Origin of the sequence: Burkholderia sp. MSMB0856 (assembly GCF_001524645.2) — a bacterium.
Taxonomy (GTDB): domain Bacteria; phylum Pseudomonadota; class Gammaproteobacteria; order Burkholderiales; family Burkholderiaceae; genus Burkholderia; species Burkholderia diffusa.
Genome location: NZ_CP013427.1, coordinates 3,235,443 through 3,251,015, shown reverse-complemented (window position 1 = coordinate 3,251,015; position 15,573 = coordinate 3,235,443). Strand labels below are relative to the sequence as shown.

The window sequence follows — 15,573 nt, the reverse complement described above, 5'->3', positions numbered from 1 at the left end:
TTTCGTATAGGCGGAATTCAGTAGCCGCGCGCGTAGTCGACGATGCCGCCGACGCGCTCGCCGCGCTCGAGCGCGCGGATCTTGCCGGCGATCTGCTCGACGGCTTCGTCGCGCAGCGTCTCGGCCGAGCTGTGCGGCGTGATCGTGATGCGCGGCGCATGCCAGAACGGATGATCGACGGGCAGCGGCTCGTGCTGGAACACGTCGAGCGTCGCGGCGGCGATCCGGCCGCTCGCGAGCGCGTCGAGCAGGTCGGCCTCGACGAGATGTGCGCCGCGTGCGACGTTCACCAGGTACGCGCCCGGCGCCAGCCTCGCGAAGGTCCGTGCCGACAGGATTCCGTCGGTATCGCGCGTGCTCGGCAGCAGGTTCACGAGCACCTTCGCGCCGTCGATGCACGCGTCGAACGCGCCGTCGCCCGCGAAGGTCTCAACACCGTCGAGCCGTTTCGGGCTGCGGCTGTAGCCGCGCACCGGCAGGCCGAGCGCCGCGAGCGCCTGCGCGACTTGCGCGCCGAGCACGCCGAGACCGAGCACTGCGACGGTGAAACCCGCGCGCGGATGCGGCTCGAGCACCTGCCAGCGGCGTTCGCGCTGCAGCGCGTCGTATTCGTCGAAGCGGCGCAGGTAGCGCAGCACCGCATGCGTCACGTATTCGATCATCTGCCGCGCCATGCCCGAATCCTCGAGGCGCACCAGCGGCACGTCGCGCGGCAGCGTGCCGGGATGCGCGCGGTCGAGCGCGAGCAGCGCGTCGACGCCCGCGCCGAGATTGAAGATCGCGCGCAGGCCGTCGCGGGGCGCGAACAGCTCGCGCGGCGCGCGCCAGACGAGCGCGTAGTCGGCGGCGCCCGCGTCGCCCGGCTGCCACGCGCGCAGCTCGGCCTCGGGCAGCGCCCGCGCGATCGCGTCGCGCCATGCGTCGGCTTCCTGATGCGGCGAGTAGAACAGGATCTTCATGCGCCTACTTCGCGAACAGCTGGCCGATGTCGGCGAACGCCTTGAACTCCAGCGCGTTGCCGCACGGATCGAGGAAGAACATCGTCGCCTGCTCGCCGACCTCGCCCTTGAAGCGGATGTGCGGCTCGATCACGAAGCGCGTGTGCGCGGCCTTGAGCTTGTCGGCGAGCGCATGCCATTCATCCATCGACAGCACGACGCCGAAATGGCGCACGGGCACGTCGTCGCCGTCGACCGGGTTCACCGCGCTCTTGCCGGTTTCGTCCGGCGCGAGGTGCGCGACGAGCTGGTGCCCGAAGAAATCGAAGTCGACCCAGTGTTCCGAGCTGCGGCCTTCGGGGCAGCCGAGCAGGCCGCCGTAGAACGCGCGCGCGCCGGCGAGGCTCGACACGGGAAAGGCGAGATGGAACGGGCGCAGCGCGCCGGCGGGCGTAGCGGACATCGGGCGTCTCCTGTCGATCGGAACCGGCGCGGCGGCGCCCGGTTCGATCCGATGCAAGGCAAGCGGGAAGCCCACATTCTACGGTTTCATGGCGCGTTGCGCCGCCGCGAGGCGGCCGGCCCGCGCCGCGCGGCCGTCCCGCGCAAAAGCAAAGCACAAAATATTGGTTCGGCCGCCGCGCGCGGCACGCCACAATCGAATCCCGTCTTCAAGCAAAGCAAGCGAGGGCAATCATGCGCGCATGCAGCAAATCGGCGTGGCCGCCGCGGCTCGTGACCGTTCCGGGCCTGCACGGCAGCGAAGGCGCCCACTGGCAGACCTGGCTGGAGCGGCAGTTCCCGCGCTCGCTGCGGGTCGAACAGGCCGACTGGGATGCCCCCGATCTCGCGCGCTGGGCGCAATCCGTGCGCGCGCTGCTCGACCGCGAGCGCGGCCCGTTCGTGCTGGCCGCGCACAGCTTCGGCTGCCTCGCGGCCGCGCATGCGCTCGCGCAATGGCCGCAGGCGGCCGACGTCGCGGGCGTGCTGCTCGTCGCACCGGCCAGCCCGAAGAAATTCACCTTTGCCGGGCCGTTCGACGCGCGCCGGCTCGCGGTGCCGTCGATCGTGATCGGCAGCGAGACCGATCCGTGGATGCCGCTCGCCGATGCACGCACGCTCGCGCGGCGGCTCGGCAGCGCATTCGTCAATCTCGGCGACGCGGGACACATCAACACCGCGGCCGGCTTCGGGCCATGGCCGCGCGCGAAGTACTTCATCGACACGCTGGTGCACTGCGCGGCGCCGCTGCGCTTTCGCGACGCGGACGACGGCTTCGACGCCGCGCTCGTCGACCGCGCGCTCGCGCACGCGATCTGACACTCACGCGCACGCGCTGCGCGGCGAGGGCCGCTTTGCGCGTGCGCGCCGCGCTTACGACGCGGAAACGGGCCGCACCGCGGCCGGATCCGAGTAGCTCGGCCGGCCGTTTTCGACGTGGCCCGCGAAGCGGCGCGAGAACGTGCCGTTCGCGCCGTCGCTCACCGTCACGTCATACCAGTGATGGCTCGACGCGAGCGCCCATTGCTCGACGTGTTCGTCGCCGCCGTGCAGCGTCACCTGGCGCGCGGGCGTGCCGTATGCGTTGTCGGCCAGCGTCAGCGTCACGTGGCCCGCGCCATGGTTGCGCAGCTTCAGGTACAGGTTGCCGTTCGCGATGTCGTAGCCGGCCTTCACTTCCGGCTGCGCATGGTTGCGGCGGCGCGCCGTCGCGGCCGACACGTTGCCCGCGAACATCCGCACGAAGCCGTTCGGCCCGTACACCGAGAACGCATACGCGCCGTTCGTCTCCGTCAGGTCGAAGTCCGCGTGCAGCACGCGGCGCGCGCCGACCGTGTAGCGCCACGGGCCGTCGGTGCGGTTCGTCGCGTACACCTGGAAGTGCGCGCCCTGGTTGCCGCGGTTCGCGAACTCGATGCGCAGCGTGTTGCCGCCGTAGAGGCTCGCGTTCACGTGCAGTTCGTACGGCAGCGCGCGCGCGGGCCGCACGCCGGGTTCCTGCGGATCGATCGGCGACGGCGTCGCGGGCACGGTCGGCGCGGGTTGCGACGTGCATTGCTGGTCGGCGATCGAGCGGTACTGGCTCGTGTCGGGCAGCGTCGGGAACGATGCGTCGGACGAACGGAAGTCGAACGCGGCGGTGAGGTCGCCGCAGACGGTCCGGCGCCACGGCGTGATGTTCGGTTCGTCGACGCCGAAGCGCTCGCCGATGAAGCGGATCACCGACGTGTGGTCGAACACCTGCGAGCATACGAAGCCGCCCTTCGACCACGGCGACACGACCGTCATCGGCACGCGCGGCCCGAGGCCGTACGGCAGGCCGTCGGCCGTGTAGCTGCCGCCGCGGCCGGGATTCACGACCGTGTGCAGCTCGCCGTCGGTGGTCACGGTCGATGCGCCCTGCGCGGCCGACGTCGGCGGCTGCGGCGGCACGACGTGATCGAAGAAGCCGTCGTTCTCGTCGTACATGATGAACAGCACCGTCTTCGCCCACACGTCCGGATTCGCCGTGAGCGCGTCGAGGATCTGCGACGTGTAGTTCGCGCCGTATGCCGGCGTGTATTTCGGGTGCTCGGAGAACACGGCGGGCGGCAGCAGCCACGACACCTGCGGCAGGCGGTCGTTGATCACGTCGTCCTTCAGGTTGTCGAGCGTGCGCACCGTCTGCGCGCGCTGGTACAGCGACGAGCCCGGCTTCGCGTTGATGAAGTTCGTGAAGTTCTGCAGGATGTTCGTGCCGTAGTTGCCGTTGTACGGATCGGCCCACGTGAGCCCCTGCTGGTAGATCTGCCACGACACGCCGCGCGCCTCGAGCCGTTCGGGGAAGGTCGTCCACGACAGCAGCTGGTACGCGGGCGGCAGGTCGCCGTCGACGTAGTCGGCGTTGTCGAGCAGCGGGCCGCCGAACTTGCCGGTCGGGTCGACCGTGCCCGTCATCAGGTACGAGCGGTTCGGGTGCGTCGGCCCCGGCAGCGAGCAGAAGTAGTTGTCGCACACGGTGAACGCATCGGCGAGCGCGTAGTGGAACGGGATGTCCTCGCGCACGTGATAGCCCATCGTCATGTCGGTCTTGTTCGCGGGCCACTGGTCGTAGCGGCCGCCGTCGATCGCCGCGTGGGTCTTCGCCCACGAGTGGTCGAGCGCGCCAAGGCACTGCGCGCTGGTCGTCTTCGTGTCGAGCCGGAACGGCAGCACGGGCTTCGCCGGATCTTCCTTCGACGGCTGGTACCACACCGGCTTGCCGTTCGGCAGCGGGATCGGGAAGCGGTCGTTGTAGCCGCGCACGCCGCGCAGGTGTCCGAAGTAATGGTCGAACGAACGGTTTTCCTGCATGAACACGACGATGTGCTCGACATCGCGGATCGTGCCGGTGCCGCGCGCGGCCGGAATCGCGAGCGCGCGGCGGATCGACTCGGGGAACGCGTTGAGCGCGACGGCCGCGCCCGCGGATTGTGCGACGGTGTGCAGGAAACGGCGGCGGCTGGATGACGTCATGTTATTTCACCTCGGTTCTGCGATCGGGGGGCAGGGACGGGAACGGCGGGATCAGTGCGCCGACGATGCGGCGACGCCGGACGCGCCCGCGTTCGCCGCGGGCTTCGTGTCGTCGTCATCGTCGGGCGGGTAGTGGACGACGGGCGGCGCGAGCGGCGCGGCATCGGACGCGGCGGCGTGCGCGCCCGCGTCGCTGTTGAACGCGCTCGCGGAGCCGGGCGATGCGCCGGCCTGTTGGGAGGCGTCGGCCGCGTGCGCGTCGTGCGGCGCGTCGTCGCTGCAGGCGGCGATGACGGTGGCGGCACATAGAACGACGACGAGGGCAACGCGACGCATGACTTCTCTCCTGGCAGGCGGATCGGGAAACGTTTTCGAGTATGCCGGTGCGATGCGACGATTCGGTGAATCGTTTGCGACCGGAGCATGATCGCGAACGGCTTTCGTCGAGCCGACTAAATGCTTTCGCGCGCTTCGCCGCGCAGGCGGGCGCCGTGTGTCAGCGGCGCGGCGTCCGGCGCCGCACTTCGCTGCGCAGCCAGTCGAGCCACGTACGGATCGCCGCTTCGCGCGGATGATTGGGGCGCCACACCACGTAGTGCGCATACACGTCGGTCACGCGCACCGTCGACACGCGCACGAGCGTGCCGGCCGCGAGTTCGGGTTCGATCAGCGAGCGGCGCGCAAGCGCGACGCCGCGTCCTTTCAGCGTCGCGTCGATCAATGCGTTCGCGTCGGTGAAGCGCGGCGCACGTGCGGATTCGGTCAGGTCGAGCCGCGCGGCCTGGAACCACGGTTCCCAAGGCTGCGCGGGATGGCGCAGCAGCGTCGCGCGCACGAGATCGGCCGGCGCGCGCGGCGCGATGCCGTCGCGATTGCGATACGCGGGGCTCGCGACCGGGAACACCGTCTCGTTCATCAGCTTCTCGGCGACGACGCCCGGCCAGCTGCCGGGCCCGTAGCGCAGCGCGACGTCGATGCGGTCGCGCTTGCGCAGCGGCGCGAGCGCCGCGTCCGGATGCAGCACGATCGCGATGTGCGGATGCGCGGCCGCGAAGCGCGGCAGGCGCGGCACGAGCCAGCGCTCGGCGACGCTCGGCAGCACGCTCACGTTCAGCGTGACGTCGCAGGTACGCGGGCGGTTGCGCGCGGCGAGCGCCGGCTCGAACGCGCGTTCGAGCACACTCAGGCCCTGGCGCACCTGCAGCACGAGCGCATGCGCGGCATGAGTCGGCGTCGCGCCGCTGCGCTCGCGCGTGAACAGCGGATGGCCGAGCTGCGCTTCGAGCGCGCGGATGTGCTGGCTGACCGCGCCCTGCGTGAGCGCGAGTTCGTCGGCCGCGCGCGTGAAGCTCTGCAGCCGCACGGCGGCTTCGAACGCACGCAACGTCTGCAGCGGGGGAAGGTGAATGCGTCGCATCGCGCATTAGTATCACTAATGCCCGCGCACGACAATTCATCGTTTGCGGCGGCGGTCCATGCGTTCCTACACTCGGTGCCGTCCTTCAACAGGTGCCCACCGGGCAACGCCATCATGAACGCCTATCGTCTCTATCTTTCTCCGGGCGCATGTTCGCTCGCCGCTCACATCGCGCTCGAGGAAACCGGCGCGCCGTTCGACATCGAGATCGTGTCCGTGCGCGAGCAGCAGAACCTCGATGCGCGTTATCTCGCGATCAACCCGAAGGCGCGCGTGCCCGTGCTCGCGATTCCGGGCGAGCCGCGCGTGCTGACCGAAACGCCCGCGATCCTCACGTATCTCGCGCGCCGTCATCCGGACGCGCGGTTGCTGCCGCTCGACGATCCGCTGCGCGAGGCGCGCTGTCACGAATGGCTCGCCTGGCTGGTCGGCTGGGTGCATGGCGTCGGCTACGGCACGCTGTGGCGGGCGGGGCGCTTCATCGGCGATCCGGCGCTGCACGGTGCGATCAGCGCGCACGGGCGTGACGTGATCGATGCGGCGAACGCCACGATCGAAGCCGCGCTCGCCGACGGACGCACGTGGGCCGAGCCGGGCGGCCATTCGATCGTCGATCCGTTCCTGCTGGTGCTGTATCGCTGGGGCGTCGCGATCGGGCTCGACATGGCGCGGCATCCCGCGTGGACCGCGCACGCGCAGCGCGAGGCCGAGCGGCCGGCCGCGCGGCGTGCGCTGGCGCGCGAGGCGGCATGACGGTGGGCGGACGTCGTGGCATGCGCGCGATGGGCTGCATGCATGTGCAGCAAGCGGGACGGCGTCCGCGCGTGCCGCGCGCTGGCGATCGTGGTCGTTATCGCGCGAACAGCGGCCAGGTCGCAGCCGCGATCAGCGCGGCCGCGAGCCAGACCACGCTCCACGAGCTGACGGCGAGCAGCGGCGGAATCGCGAGCGGCGTCGCGAACAGCCCGAGATAGACGATCGTGTTCGCCATCCCGAGCGCGGTGCCGGCGTGGTTCGCGCCCGCGAGCGTCGCGAGTTCGGTATACGCGACGCCGTGCCACGCCGACACGCAGATGCCGGCGAACACGAGGATCGCGACGATCGCGGCGAGCGGCACGTGCGGGCTGCCGGCGGTGGCGGCCGCGAGCAGCGCGAACGAACCGGCCGCGACGCACACCGACCCGCGCAGGTACGCCCGCCGATTGCCGTGCCGGTCGGTATGGCGGCCGCTCCACACGCGCATCACCATCGCGCCGAGCTGCAGCGCGACCATCGCCGCGCTGATGCCTGCCAGTCCGAGCCGGCCGAAATCGTGCAGGAACACGGTCGCGAACGTGAGCACCGCGAACTGCGGCGCACACAGCGCGCCGATGCCGAGCACGATGCGCCACACGCGGCCGCTCGCAAGCGGGCTGCGCGCGGGCGCGGCCGGCGGTTGCTGCGCGACGGGGCGGTGCGCGCCGGCCGGCGCCGCGGGCGGTTCGTGCAGCCAGCGCCACGTCAGCGCGGCCGATCCGGCGCACAGCAGCATCAACGCGCCGTACACCGCGGCGAAGCCCGCATGCGACGCGAGCGACGGCAGCAGCGCCGCGCCGACACCGCCGCCGAGCGGCACGGCCGTCTGGCGGATGCTCATCGCGAGCCCGCGTTCGCGCTCGCCGAACCAGCGCATCACCGCGCGTCCGCTCGATCCGTTCACGCTGCCGCCGAGCAGGCCGACGCAGCACATCGCCGCGACGACACGCATGAGCGGCGGCACCGCGTGCGCGGTCGGGACGATCGCGGCCACCATCAGCGCAAGCATCGCGGCCGTCGCGACGAGGCCCGTGAGGAGCACGCGACGATCGCCGAAGCGGTCGGCGGCGATCCCCCACGGCAACTCCGACAGCGCGACGCCGAAGCCGAGCGCGCCGAGCACGAGGCCGAGCGCGCCGTTGTCGAGGTGATAGGCCGAGCGCATCCACACGGCGGTGGTCGGAATGCCGGCCGCGGCCGCGGAAAAGCTCATGTTCGCGGCGACGCCGGCCGCGAGCACGCGCCAGCGATGGGCCGGGCCGCGCGCGGCGTGCGCGGGCGAGGACGGGGAAGCGAGGCAGGAAGTATCCATGGCGACAGGGCCCGTTCGGGAAATTGACATCGTCAGTGTGGCGACCTACATTCATCCTGAAAATCGGAAAGTTTTTGATGAATCGTTCGATAAAACGGGATGATTGAAATGTCCGGACAAGACAATGCCCACGGCGCGGCGGCGCTCGCGGCACCCGACGCCACGCTGGCCCGGCCGAACTTCGACGTCGCGGCGTTGCGCAGCCTGGTGGCGGGCGTGGATCTCGGCAGCTTCGCGAAGGCCGCCGATCGCGTCGCGCGTTCGTCGTCGGCGGTGAGCGCGCAGATCCGCAAGCTCGAGGAACAGGCCGGCACGCCGTTGTTCGTGAAGGCCGGGCGCGGGCTCGCGCTGACCGACGCCGGCGACGCGATGCTGCGCTATGCGCGGCGGATGATCGAGCTGAACGACGAAGCGGCCGCGGCGGTGCGCGGCGTGAATCTCGACGGCTGGGTGCGGGTCGGCCTGCAGGAGGACTTCGGCGAAGCGATCCTGCCGGACGTGCTCGGGCGTTTCGCGCGGGCGCATCCGAAGGTGAGGATCGAGGCGCGCGTCGCGCGCAATGCCGAGTTGCTCGAGCGGCTGGACGCGAACCAGCTCGATCTCGCGCTCGTGTGGGGCGATCCGGCGTCGGCGACACTGGTGTCGCGCGCGGGCATCGACAGCGACGCGATCGCGCAGGTGCCGATGCAGTGGATCGCGGCGGTCGGCGCGAGCGGCTTCGGGATGCCGGACGGCGACGGGCCGGCGGACGCGGCCGACGACGGCGGCGCGCGTCTTCGTGCGATGCGCGCGTCGGGCGAGCCGCTGCCGCTCGTCGTGTTCGACCGGCCGTGCCGCTTCTTCGGCGCGGCGACCGATGCGCTCGATCGCGCGGACGTGCCGTGGCGCGTCGCGTTCACGACGCCGAGCCTGGCCGGGCTGTGGGCCGCGGCGGCGGCCGGCCTCGGGCTGACGGTGCGCTCGCACTACGGGCTGCCCGCGTCGGTGCGCGTGCTCGACGCGGCGGCGTCCGGACTGCCGGCGCTGCCGAGTCTGCCGTTGATGCTGCTGCGGCGTACGTCGTCGGCGACGCCGACCGTCGAGCGGCTCGCGCGGATCGTCACGCAGGCGGTGCGGGATGCGACGGCGGGGGAAGGGGTGGCGCTGGCGGCGTGATATCGATCGACATGCATGCGATCGGCCGGACGTTCGGCCTATTGGAGAGACGGGGCGAATGTCGTGACAATGGTGGATCACTCAATGGAGGCCATCATGCAAGTTGCCACTGTCCCCGAAGCCACGCTCGACCTTCAGCGGCTTCTCGATGCCGCGATCGCCGGCGAACGCGTCGTGATCATGCAGAACGGCAAGCAGTCGGTCCGACTTGTGCCGCTCAAGCCGATTCATCATTACGGGCTTCTCAAGGGGCAGATATGGATCGCGGACGACTTTGACGCACCGCTTCCCGACGATTTGCTGGATGCGTTCGAAGGAAAGTGATGCGGTTGCTGTTCGATACGCACATCTTTCTCTGGATGTGGGCCAACGATCCGAAACTGAGCGCTCGCGCGCGCAATCTGATCGCCGAAGCCGACGAAGTGTTCATCAGCAGCGCGAGCATCTGGGAAGTCGCGATCAAGGCCGGGACGGGGAAGCTGGATGTGGATGTGGATCGGATGGTCGAGGCGATTGCAATGAGCCGGTATCGGGAGCTGCCGGTTCGGGCCGCGCACGGCGCAGCCGTGCGCTATCTGCCCCATTACCATCGCGACCCGTTCGATCGTTTGCTTGGTCGCGCAGGCGTCGTCCGAACCGATGCTGCTCATAACGGCTGACAGCCGTCTTTCGCAGTACGGCGCGTCGAGAGTCTTGACGGTCTGAAACAGTTTCGGAGCGAAATCCTACGCTGCCGCGACAACCTGCGCTGACGCCTCGAGCGCCGCACACAGCTTGCCCAGCCTCTCCCGCAACCCCTCGCTCGCCGGCACGAACGGCAACCTCAGCCCGTCCTCGCACCACCCCTGCGCAGCCAGCACCGCCTTCACCGGCGCCGGATTCGGCTCCGCGAACAGGGCCGCGACGAGCGGCTGCAGCGCGACCGACAGCCGTCGCGCGTCGGCGAGCCGGCCGTCGCGCAGCAGCGCATGAATGCGCACATGCCATTCGGGCAGCACGTGCGCACTGCTGGCGATCGCGCCGTGCGCACCGGCACATAGCGCGGCGAAGTTCTGGTTGTCGTCGCCGGAGAGGATCGCGAGCGGCGTGTCGTGCACGAGCCGGTTCATCCGGTCGAGCGTCCCGCCGCACTCCTTGATGCCGGCGACGCGCGGATCGCGCGCGAGTGCCTGCAGCGTTTCCAGTTCGACGTTCACGCCGGTGCGGTACGGGATGTTGTAGACGAGGACCGGCAGATCGGCCGCATCGACGATCGTTTCGACGTGGCGGCGGATTCCGTCCTGCGTCGGCCGAACGTAGACGGGCGGCGTGACGAGCAGCCCGTCGGGTCGCAGCGCGGCGAGTTCGCGTGCGCGGGCGGCCGCGAAGTGCGTCGCGCTCGCGGTGAGCCCGACGACGATCGGCAGGCCGGGCACGGCATCGCGCAGCGTCGCGAACACGGCGTCCTGTTCGCGCGCGTCGAGCAGCACGCCTTCACCGGTCGTCGCGCCCGCGACGAAACCCGCGATTCCCGCCGCCGCATAGTGACGCGCGAGCCGCGCGAGCGCACCGTGGTCGACCTCGCCGTCGTGGAACGGCGTGATGATCGGCAGCCAGATACCTTCGAAACGTGTGTGCATGAAAAGCCTCAAGGTGGAAACGGAGTGGGAAGGAACCGTTCCGCCGGCGGTGTGCCGGAGCGAGGCAAGCGAGCAAGGAGAAAGAAACGACCTGCGTGCATCCCGTCCGGCATTCGCCTGACGGGACGCGACGTCCCCGTCAGTCGAGGAGTCGTTTTTTCAGTTTCAGCCCGGCCGCGCGCGCACCGGCCGCGATGGCGGCAAGGATCGAGGGCGAGCGCAGGGCAGCGGACATGGATGAACCGTGAAATGGGCTGAGCGGCGATCTTAACATCGGATCCGGCGCGTACGCGAGCGACGCGCGCCGTTTAGCAGAATTCGAGATTTGCTTTGCACGACAGATTGGAAAGCGCGCGGCGCCCGGCCGCTAGAATGCCCGCTTACGTTTCGATGACAGCGCGTACGCGTGCCGTCACGCACATTCACCACCACTGAAAACGGGGCATATCACGATGGCAAGCATCAACGGGATCGGCCGCTGGCTGCATACGGGCGCCGCGGCGGCGCTGGTCGTGGCGGCAACGGCCGCGCACGCGGACACGTCGATCCTGAACGTGTCGTACGACGTGACGCGCGAGCTGTACAAGGACATCAACACGAGCTTCGCCGCCGCGTACAAGCAGCAGACAGGCGAAACCGTGACGATCAAGCAGTCGCACGGCGCGTCGAGCGCGCAGGCGCTGTCGGTGCTGCAGGGGCTGCAGGCCGACGTCGTGACGATGAACCAGCCGAACGACATCGACCTGCTCGCCGAGCGCGGCCAGCTGCTGCCGAAGGACTGGCGCGCGCGCTTCCCCGACGCCAGCTCGCCGTACTCGACGACGATGGTGTTCCTCGTGCGCAAGGGCAATCCGAAGGCGATCAATGACTGGAGCGATCTCGCGAAGCCGGGCGTGCAGGTGATCATCGCGAACCCGAAGACGTCGGGTAACGGCCGCTACGCGTATCTCGCCGCGTGGGGCTACCAGAAGCAGAAGGGCGCGACCGACCAGCAGGCGCTCGACTTCGAGAAGGCGGTGTTCCGCAACGTCCCGGTGCTGGACTCGGGCGGCCGCGGCGCGACGACGACCTTCACGCAGCGCGGCATCGGCGACGTGCTCGTCACGTTCGAGAACGAGGTCGCGCTGATGGACACGGGCGCGTCGGGGGCGGAATTCGACGCCGTGTACCCGTCGGCGAGCATTCTCGCGGAGCCGCCCGTCGCCGTCGTCGACAAGGTCGTCGACAAGAAGGGCACGCGCAAGGTCGCGCAAGCGTATCTCGACTACCTGTACACGCCGCAGGCGCAGGAGATCATCGCGCGGCACCATCTGCGTCCGCGCGACGCGAACGTGCTGAAGAAGCATGCGGCCGAGTTCAAGCCGCTGAAGACGTTCAGCGTCGAGCAGGTTTTCGGCAGCTGGGCGAACGCGCAGAAGACCCACTTCGCCGACGGTGGCACGTTCGACCGCGTGATCGTCGACCGCAAGTAAGCACGCCGCACGCCGCGCGCGTGCCGGCGGGCGACCACGAAACCGGCCGCTCATGCGGCCGTTTTTTTGCGCCTCGCGCGGAAAGCCCGCTCCGCATCCCCGGCCGCCGCCTTCGCGTGCTACGCTCATCGCCTCCCTGCTTCAGGCCTCGCGCGATGAACGACGATCCGTCCTCCCCAGCTTCCCGCGGCCGCGGCCGCAAGATCTGGTCGGGCACCCGCCCCGTGGTTGCATACGGGATGCCGCCGCTCGGCTGGCGCGACCTCTATCACCGTGCGCTGACGGTGAGCTGGCCCGTATTCTTCCTGTCGCTCGCGGTGCTGTTCCTGCTGCTCAACGGCGGCTTCGCGACGCTTTACCTGCTCGGCCACGCGCCGATCGCGAACCAGTCGCCACCCGGGTTCGTCGGTGCGTTCTTCTTCAGCGTCGAGACACTCGCGACGGTCGGCTACGGCGACATGCATCCGCAGACCGTCTACGCGCACCTCGTCTCGACCTTCGAGATATTCATCGGGATGTCGGGCATCGCGCTGGCGACCGGCCTCGTGTTCGCGCGCTTCTCGCGGCCGCAGGCGAAGATCCTGTTCGCGCGTTACGCGATCGTGCGCCCGCTGAACGGGCAGATGACGCTGATGGTGCGGGCCGCGAATGCGCGCCAGAACGTGATCGCCGAAGCGCAGGCAAAACTGCGGCTGATGCGCCTGGAAGGCACGCACGAGGGTTATACGCTGCGCAAGATCCACGACCTGCCGCTCGTGCGCAGCGAGCATCCGATCTTCCTGCTCGGCTGGAACCTGATGCACGTGATCGACGAAACGAGCCCGCTGTTCGGTGAAACCGCCGAGTCGCTCGCTGCGCACGACGCGTCGCTGCTGATCACCATCGAAGGTTCCGACGAGACGACCGCGCAAGTCATGCAGGCGCGCTACTCATGGGCGCATGCGGAGATCCGCTGGCGTCACCGTTATGTCGACCTGATGCACGACGAAGGCGGCATCACGCACATCGACTACACGCATTTTCACGAAATCGTGCCGGTCGACGCCGATACGGACGAGCGCGGCTCGCCGGGCGTGGTGGTCGGGGCCGAGGCGGCGACGCAGGCGCCCGGGCCGGCTGCATGACACTGGCGAGCGGCGCGAACCGGCGCCGGCATTCGGTCGCGGCAGCCGCGATCGAATGCCGTGCCGTTCATGCATCACGCATGCAGCAGACGCGCCGCTTCCCGCTGTTCGACCGCGACCGCGCGGCGATGGCCGTCGCGATCCTCGGCGCGCGCGACATAGTCGCCGAGCACGCCTTCGTGCGGCAGGAGGTGCGCGTCGAACGCGATCTTCAGCGTGCTGGCGAGCAGCAGGTCGGCCGCGGTGAAGTGATCGCCGACCAGCCAGCGGCTGTGGGCGAGCGTTTGCGCGAGCGCACGCTGCACGCGCGTGATGTTGCCCCAGCCGAAGGCGACGGGATTGCCCGACGCACCGGTGAATTTCTCGGCCATCGCGGGTTCGAGGCAGGTGGGCGTGAAGAACATCCATTGCAGGAAGCGGCCACGCAGCGGATCGTCCGGCGCGATGCCGAGCCCGGCGCCCGGGCAGCGATCGGCGAGATAGAGCAGCACGGCGCCGGATTCGGCGAACGGTTCGCCGCCGTCGTCGAGCGCGGGCAGCTTGGCCATCGGATTGACCTGGACGAACGCGTCGCTGCCCTGTTCGTGCGAATGCAGGTCGATCGGCACGAGTTCGTAGACGGCGCCGATTTCCTCCAGCATCCACAGCGCCCGGAATGCCCGGGTCTTCGGCCAGTAGTAGAGCTTCATCGCGCCTCCGCGTCTCGGTGTGCGTGTCGGTTCGGTGGATGCTCAAGCGTACCCGAGCGGGAGAGGTTCGGACAGGGGCGAAAGGCGGAAGCGGGTAACGAATTTCCCGCAAAGCCCGGCGCTGCCGAAGTTCATGAAATAACTAGTTATTGATTCACTAGTTATGAATTGATGCGTGGGTGCCCGGCCGATGCGGCAGCATCGGTGACGGGTCGCGCGATCCCGGACGACGTTCGTCGACCGCGCGCGAAAGACGAAAACCGGGTCACCCCGCGCGGGGCGACCGAGGGATTGAATTCAGGCCAGGCGGTCGCATTCGGCGAGTCAGGTGCTGCGTGATGCGCAGCGTGCCGGTGCGATCGCGCACGGAGAACAGCAACGAATGGCGAACGACGATCGCACCACGATCATTCCGCGACGCACGCCGGAATCGGCCGCGATGCGCGCGGAGCTCAAGCGGACGATGGCGATCACCGCGCGGCTCAACCGTCTGACCTTCGACGATGCGGACGAAGTCCGGGCATTGTTCGGAGAACTGATCGGCAAGCCGTTGGACGACGGCTTCCTGCTGATCCCGCCGTTCTACGCGACGGGTGGCGCCGATACGCGGATCGGCCGCAACGTGTTCGTCAACCAGAACTGCACGTTCTACGACCTCGGTGGCCTCGACATCGGCGACGACGTGATGATCGGCCCGAACGTCAGTCTCATCACGTCGGGCCATCCGGTCGAGCCGTCCCGCCGACGCGACGCCGTCGTCGCCCGGCCGATCGCGATCGGCCGCAACGTATGGATCGGCGCGGGCGCGACGATCATCGGCGGCGTGACGGTTGGCGAGAACGCGGTCGTCGGCGCGGGTTCCGTCGTGACGCGCGACGTTCCGCCGAATACGCTGGTCGGCGGAAACCCGGCACGGATCATCCGTTCGATTGCCGAATGACGGCGCTTGCGGGTGCGGCCCGCTGCGCAGCGAATGTGGACAACCGGCCGCGCCGTTCACTCGAAATGCTGTGGATTCGACCGGTGAGCGTGCACCGGGAGGTCGAATTGGCGGGGCTTTCCGGCATGTGATGCCGATCGCTGGCGGGGGCAGGTGCCAACGTTGCGGATGCGTCGGCGGAAAATGTTCGCGCCGGGCCGGTTGTGGATATCCCGGCCTCGAAACCACTCGGCATGCTGTGCATTTCACCGGTGAGTGCGACGTCGTGCGACCGGATGCGCGAGGCAGGGTGTGGACAACCGGGCTCCCGACGACGAAAAAAGCTGTGCCCTCGAACGGTGAGCGCCGTCGACCGATTGCGCGTGAGGCTTGCCGGGTGTGGACTTCCGGGCGTCGCGCGAAATCCGGAACGCCGCGCATTCTAACGGCGCGCGCGGATCGGCGATAGCTCCGCACGCGTATCGCGGTGTGGATATCCTGCCGCGCGATTCACTCGAAGCGCTGTGTATTTCAATGGTGAGCGTCGCGCCCGGTCGAACCGGGTGTCGGCTTGCGCGCTTGTTCGTGATCGTCGATCGCGGCTTCGAGGGTCGCGCATTCTAACCGCACTCGCGATC

15 protein-coding genes and 1 pseudogene are annotated in these 15,573 nt (G+C 69.2%); 8 read left to right on the top strand and 8 right to left on the bottom strand.

Annotated elements, in window-relative coordinates:
- Nucleotides 1–17: 17 nt before the first annotated feature.
- Nucleotides 18–959: a 2-hydroxyacid dehydrogenase gene (locus tag WS87_RS16400; RefSeq protein ID WP_059819875.1), complete on the bottom strand. Its 942-nt coding sequence runs from the start codon at nucleotides 957–959 to the stop codon at nucleotides 18–20.
- A 4-nt stretch (nucleotides 960–963) separates the two neighbouring features.
- Nucleotides 964–1,401, bottom strand: coding sequence for a VOC family protein (locus tag WS87_RS16395; protein ID WP_044846155.1), 438 nt, complete (start codon nucleotides 1,399–1,401; stop codon nucleotides 964–966).
- A 233-nt stretch (nucleotides 1,402–1,634) separates the two neighbouring features.
- Here WS87_RS16395 and WS87_RS16390 point away from each other — a divergent pair, with 233 nt between their 5' ends.
- Nucleotides 1,635–2,258 carry an RBBP9/YdeN family alpha/beta hydrolase gene (locus WS87_RS16390; protein WP_059819874.1) on the top strand — a complete coding sequence of 208 codons (624 nt, stop codon included), beginning with the start codon at nucleotides 1,635–1,637 and terminating at the stop codon, nucleotides 2,256–2,258.
- 54 nt (nucleotides 2,259–2,312) lie between these two features.
- On the opposite strand, the gene WS87_RS16385 is transcribed toward WS87_RS16390, so the two are convergent.
- The 3 genes from WS87_RS16385 to WS87_RS16375 all read right to left on the bottom strand — a co-directional run bounded on the left by WS87_RS16385 (nucleotide 2,313) and on the right by WS87_RS16375 (nucleotide 5,850).
- Nucleotides 2,313–4,433, bottom strand: coding sequence for a phosphocholine-specific phospholipase C (locus tag WS87_RS16385; protein ID WP_059523911.1), 2,121 nt, complete (start codon nucleotides 4,431–4,433; stop codon nucleotides 2,313–2,315).
- 51 nt (nucleotides 4,434–4,484) lie between these two features.
- Nucleotides 4,485–4,769, bottom strand: coding sequence for a hypothetical protein (locus WS87_RS16380; RefSeq protein WP_059691388.1), 285 nt, complete (start codon nucleotides 4,767–4,769; stop codon nucleotides 4,485–4,487).
- 160 nt (nucleotides 4,770–4,929) lie between these two features.
- Nucleotides 4,930–5,850: a LysR substrate-binding domain-containing protein gene (locus WS87_RS16375; RefSeq protein WP_059819873.1), complete on the bottom strand. Its 921-nt coding sequence runs from the start codon at nucleotides 5,848–5,850 to the stop codon at nucleotides 4,930–4,932.
- 114 nt (nucleotides 5,851–5,964) lie between these two features.
- On the opposite strand from WS87_RS16375, the gene WS87_RS16370 reads away from it, so the two are divergent.
- Nucleotides 5,965–6,603 carry a glutathione S-transferase family protein gene (locus WS87_RS16370; protein ID WP_059819872.1) on the top strand — a complete coding sequence of 213 codons (639 nt, stop codon included), beginning with the start codon at nucleotides 5,965–5,967 and terminating at the stop codon, nucleotides 6,601–6,603.
- A 97-nt stretch (nucleotides 6,604–6,700) separates the two neighbouring features.
- Here the strand turns inward: WS87_RS16370 and WS87_RS16365 are convergent, their stop codons facing one another.
- A complete protein-coding gene (locus tag WS87_RS16365; protein ID WP_059819871.1) occupies nucleotides 6,701–7,957 on the bottom strand; it encodes an MFS transporter in 1,257 nt (418 codons plus the stop codon).
- A 108-nt stretch (nucleotides 7,958–8,065) separates the two neighbouring features.
- Between WS87_RS16365 and WS87_RS16360 the strand changes: the two genes are divergently transcribed.
- The 3 genes and pseudogenes from WS87_RS16360 to WS87_RS16350 all read left to right on the top strand — a co-directional run bounded on the left by WS87_RS16360 (nucleotide 8,066) and on the right by WS87_RS16350 (nucleotide 9,817).
- Nucleotides 8,066–9,112 (top strand): LysR substrate-binding domain-containing protein, encoded by a 1,047-nt coding sequence (locus WS87_RS16360; protein WP_059820000.1) that lies wholly within the window; start codon nucleotides 8,066–8,068, stop codon nucleotides 9,110–9,112.
- An 84-nt stretch (nucleotides 9,113–9,196) separates the two neighbouring features.
- Nucleotides 9,197–9,436, top strand: a complete 240-nt coding sequence (locus WS87_RS16355) for a type II toxin-antitoxin system Phd/YefM family antitoxin (RefSeq protein ID WP_082750695.1) — start codon at nucleotides 9,197–9,199, stop codon at nucleotides 9,434–9,436.
- Nucleotides 9,436–9,817 (top strand): annotated as a pseudogene (locus WS87_RS16350) (type II toxin-antitoxin system VapC family toxin). The gene WS87_RS16355 and the pseudogene WS87_RS16350 overlap by 1 nt, the downstream one beginning before the upstream one ends.
- Before the next feature lie 20 nt (nucleotides 9,818–9,837).
- On the opposite strand, the gene dapA reads toward WS87_RS16350, so the two are convergent.
- Nucleotides 9,838–10,731 carry a 4-hydroxy-tetrahydrodipicolinate synthase gene (gene dapA, locus WS87_RS16345; protein WP_059819870.1) on the bottom strand — a complete coding sequence of 298 codons (894 nt, stop codon included), beginning with the start codon at nucleotides 10,729–10,731 and terminating at the stop codon, nucleotides 9,838–9,840.
- A gap of 452 nt (nucleotides 10,732–11,183) precedes the next feature.
- Between dapA and WS87_RS16335 the strand changes: the two genes are divergently transcribed.
- The gene (locus WS87_RS16335; RefSeq protein WP_059819869.1) at nucleotides 11,184–12,203 is read left to right on the top strand and encodes a sulfate ABC transporter substrate-binding protein; all 1,020 of its coding nucleotides are present in this window, start codon (nucleotides 11,184–11,186) and stop codon (nucleotides 12,201–12,203) included.
- A 155-nt stretch (nucleotides 12,204–12,358) separates the two neighbouring features.
- Nucleotides 12,359–13,327, top strand: a complete 969-nt coding sequence (locus WS87_RS16330; protein ID WP_059819868.1) for an ion channel — start codon at nucleotides 12,359–12,361, stop codon at nucleotides 13,325–13,327.
- A 74-nt stretch (nucleotides 13,328–13,401) separates the two neighbouring features.
- Here WS87_RS16330 and WS87_RS16325 read toward each other — a convergent pair whose 3' ends face one another.
- Nucleotides 13,402–14,016 (bottom strand): glutathione S-transferase family protein, encoded by a 615-nt coding sequence (locus WS87_RS16325; protein WP_059819867.1) that lies wholly within the window; start codon nucleotides 14,014–14,016, stop codon nucleotides 13,402–13,404.
- A 382-nt stretch (nucleotides 14,017–14,398) separates the two neighbouring features.
- Between WS87_RS16325 and WS87_RS16320 the strand changes: the two genes are divergently transcribed.
- Nucleotides 14,399–14,956 (top strand): sugar O-acetyltransferase, encoded by a 558-nt coding sequence (locus WS87_RS16320; protein ID WP_059523933.1) that lies wholly within the window; start codon nucleotides 14,399–14,401, stop codon nucleotides 14,954–14,956.
- The last annotated feature ends 617 nt before the right edge of the window (nucleotides 14,957–15,573 follow it).

Bases quoted from the DNA above. Each gene is read 5' to 3' on its own strand.
- WS87_RS16400 (WP_059819875.1), bottom strand. From the start codon at position 959: ATGAAGATCCTGTTCTACTCGCCGCATCAGGAAGCCGACGCATGGCGC.
- WS87_RS16395 (WP_044846155.1), bottom strand. From the start codon at position 1,401: ATGTCCGCTACGCCCGCCGGCGCGCTGCGCCCGTTCCATCTCGCCTTT.
- WS87_RS16390 (WP_059819874.1), top strand. From the start codon at position 1,635: ATGCGCGCATGCAGCAAATCGGCGTGGCCGCCGCGGCTCGTGACCGTT.
- WS87_RS16385 (WP_059523911.1), bottom strand. From the start codon at position 4,433: ATGACGTCATCCAGCCGCCGCCGTTTCCTGCACACCGTCGCACAATCC.
- WS87_RS16380 (WP_059691388.1), bottom strand. From the start codon at position 4,769: ATGCGTCGCGTTGCCCTCGTCGTCGTTCTATGTGCCGCCACCGTCATC.
- WS87_RS16375 (WP_059819873.1), bottom strand. From the start codon at position 5,850: ATGCGACGCATTCACCTTCCCCCGCTGCAGACGTTGCGTGCGTTCGAA.
- WS87_RS16370 (WP_059819872.1), top strand. From the start codon at position 5,965: ATGAACGCCTATCGTCTCTATCTTTCTCCGGGCGCATGTTCGCTCGCC.
- WS87_RS16365 (WP_059819871.1), bottom strand. From the start codon at position 7,957: ATGGATACTTCCTGCCTCGCTTCCCCGTCCTCGCCCGCGCACGCCGCG.
- WS87_RS16360 (WP_059820000.1), top strand. From the start codon at position 8,066: ATGTCCGGACAAGACAATGCCCACGGCGCGGCGGCGCTCGCGGCACCC.
- WS87_RS16355 (WP_082750695.1), top strand. From the start codon at position 9,197: ATGGAGGCCATCATGCAAGTTGCCACTGTCCCCGAAGCCACGCTCGAC.
- dapA (WP_059819870.1), bottom strand. From the start codon at position 10,731: ATGCACACACGTTTCGAAGGTATCTGGCTGCCGATCATCACGCCGTTC.
- WS87_RS16335 (WP_059819869.1), top strand. From the start codon at position 11,184: ATGGCAAGCATCAACGGGATCGGCCGCTGGCTGCATACGGGCGCCGCG.
- WS87_RS16330 (WP_059819868.1), top strand. From the start codon at position 12,359: ATGAACGACGATCCGTCCTCCCCAGCTTCCCGCGGCCGCGGCCGCAAG.
- WS87_RS16325 (WP_059819867.1), bottom strand. From the start codon at position 14,016: ATGAAGCTCTACTACTGGCCGAAGACCCGGGCATTCCGGGCGCTGTGG.
- WS87_RS16320 (WP_059523933.1), top strand. From the start codon at position 14,399: ATGGCGAACGACGATCGCACCACGATCATTCCGCGACGCACGCCGGAA.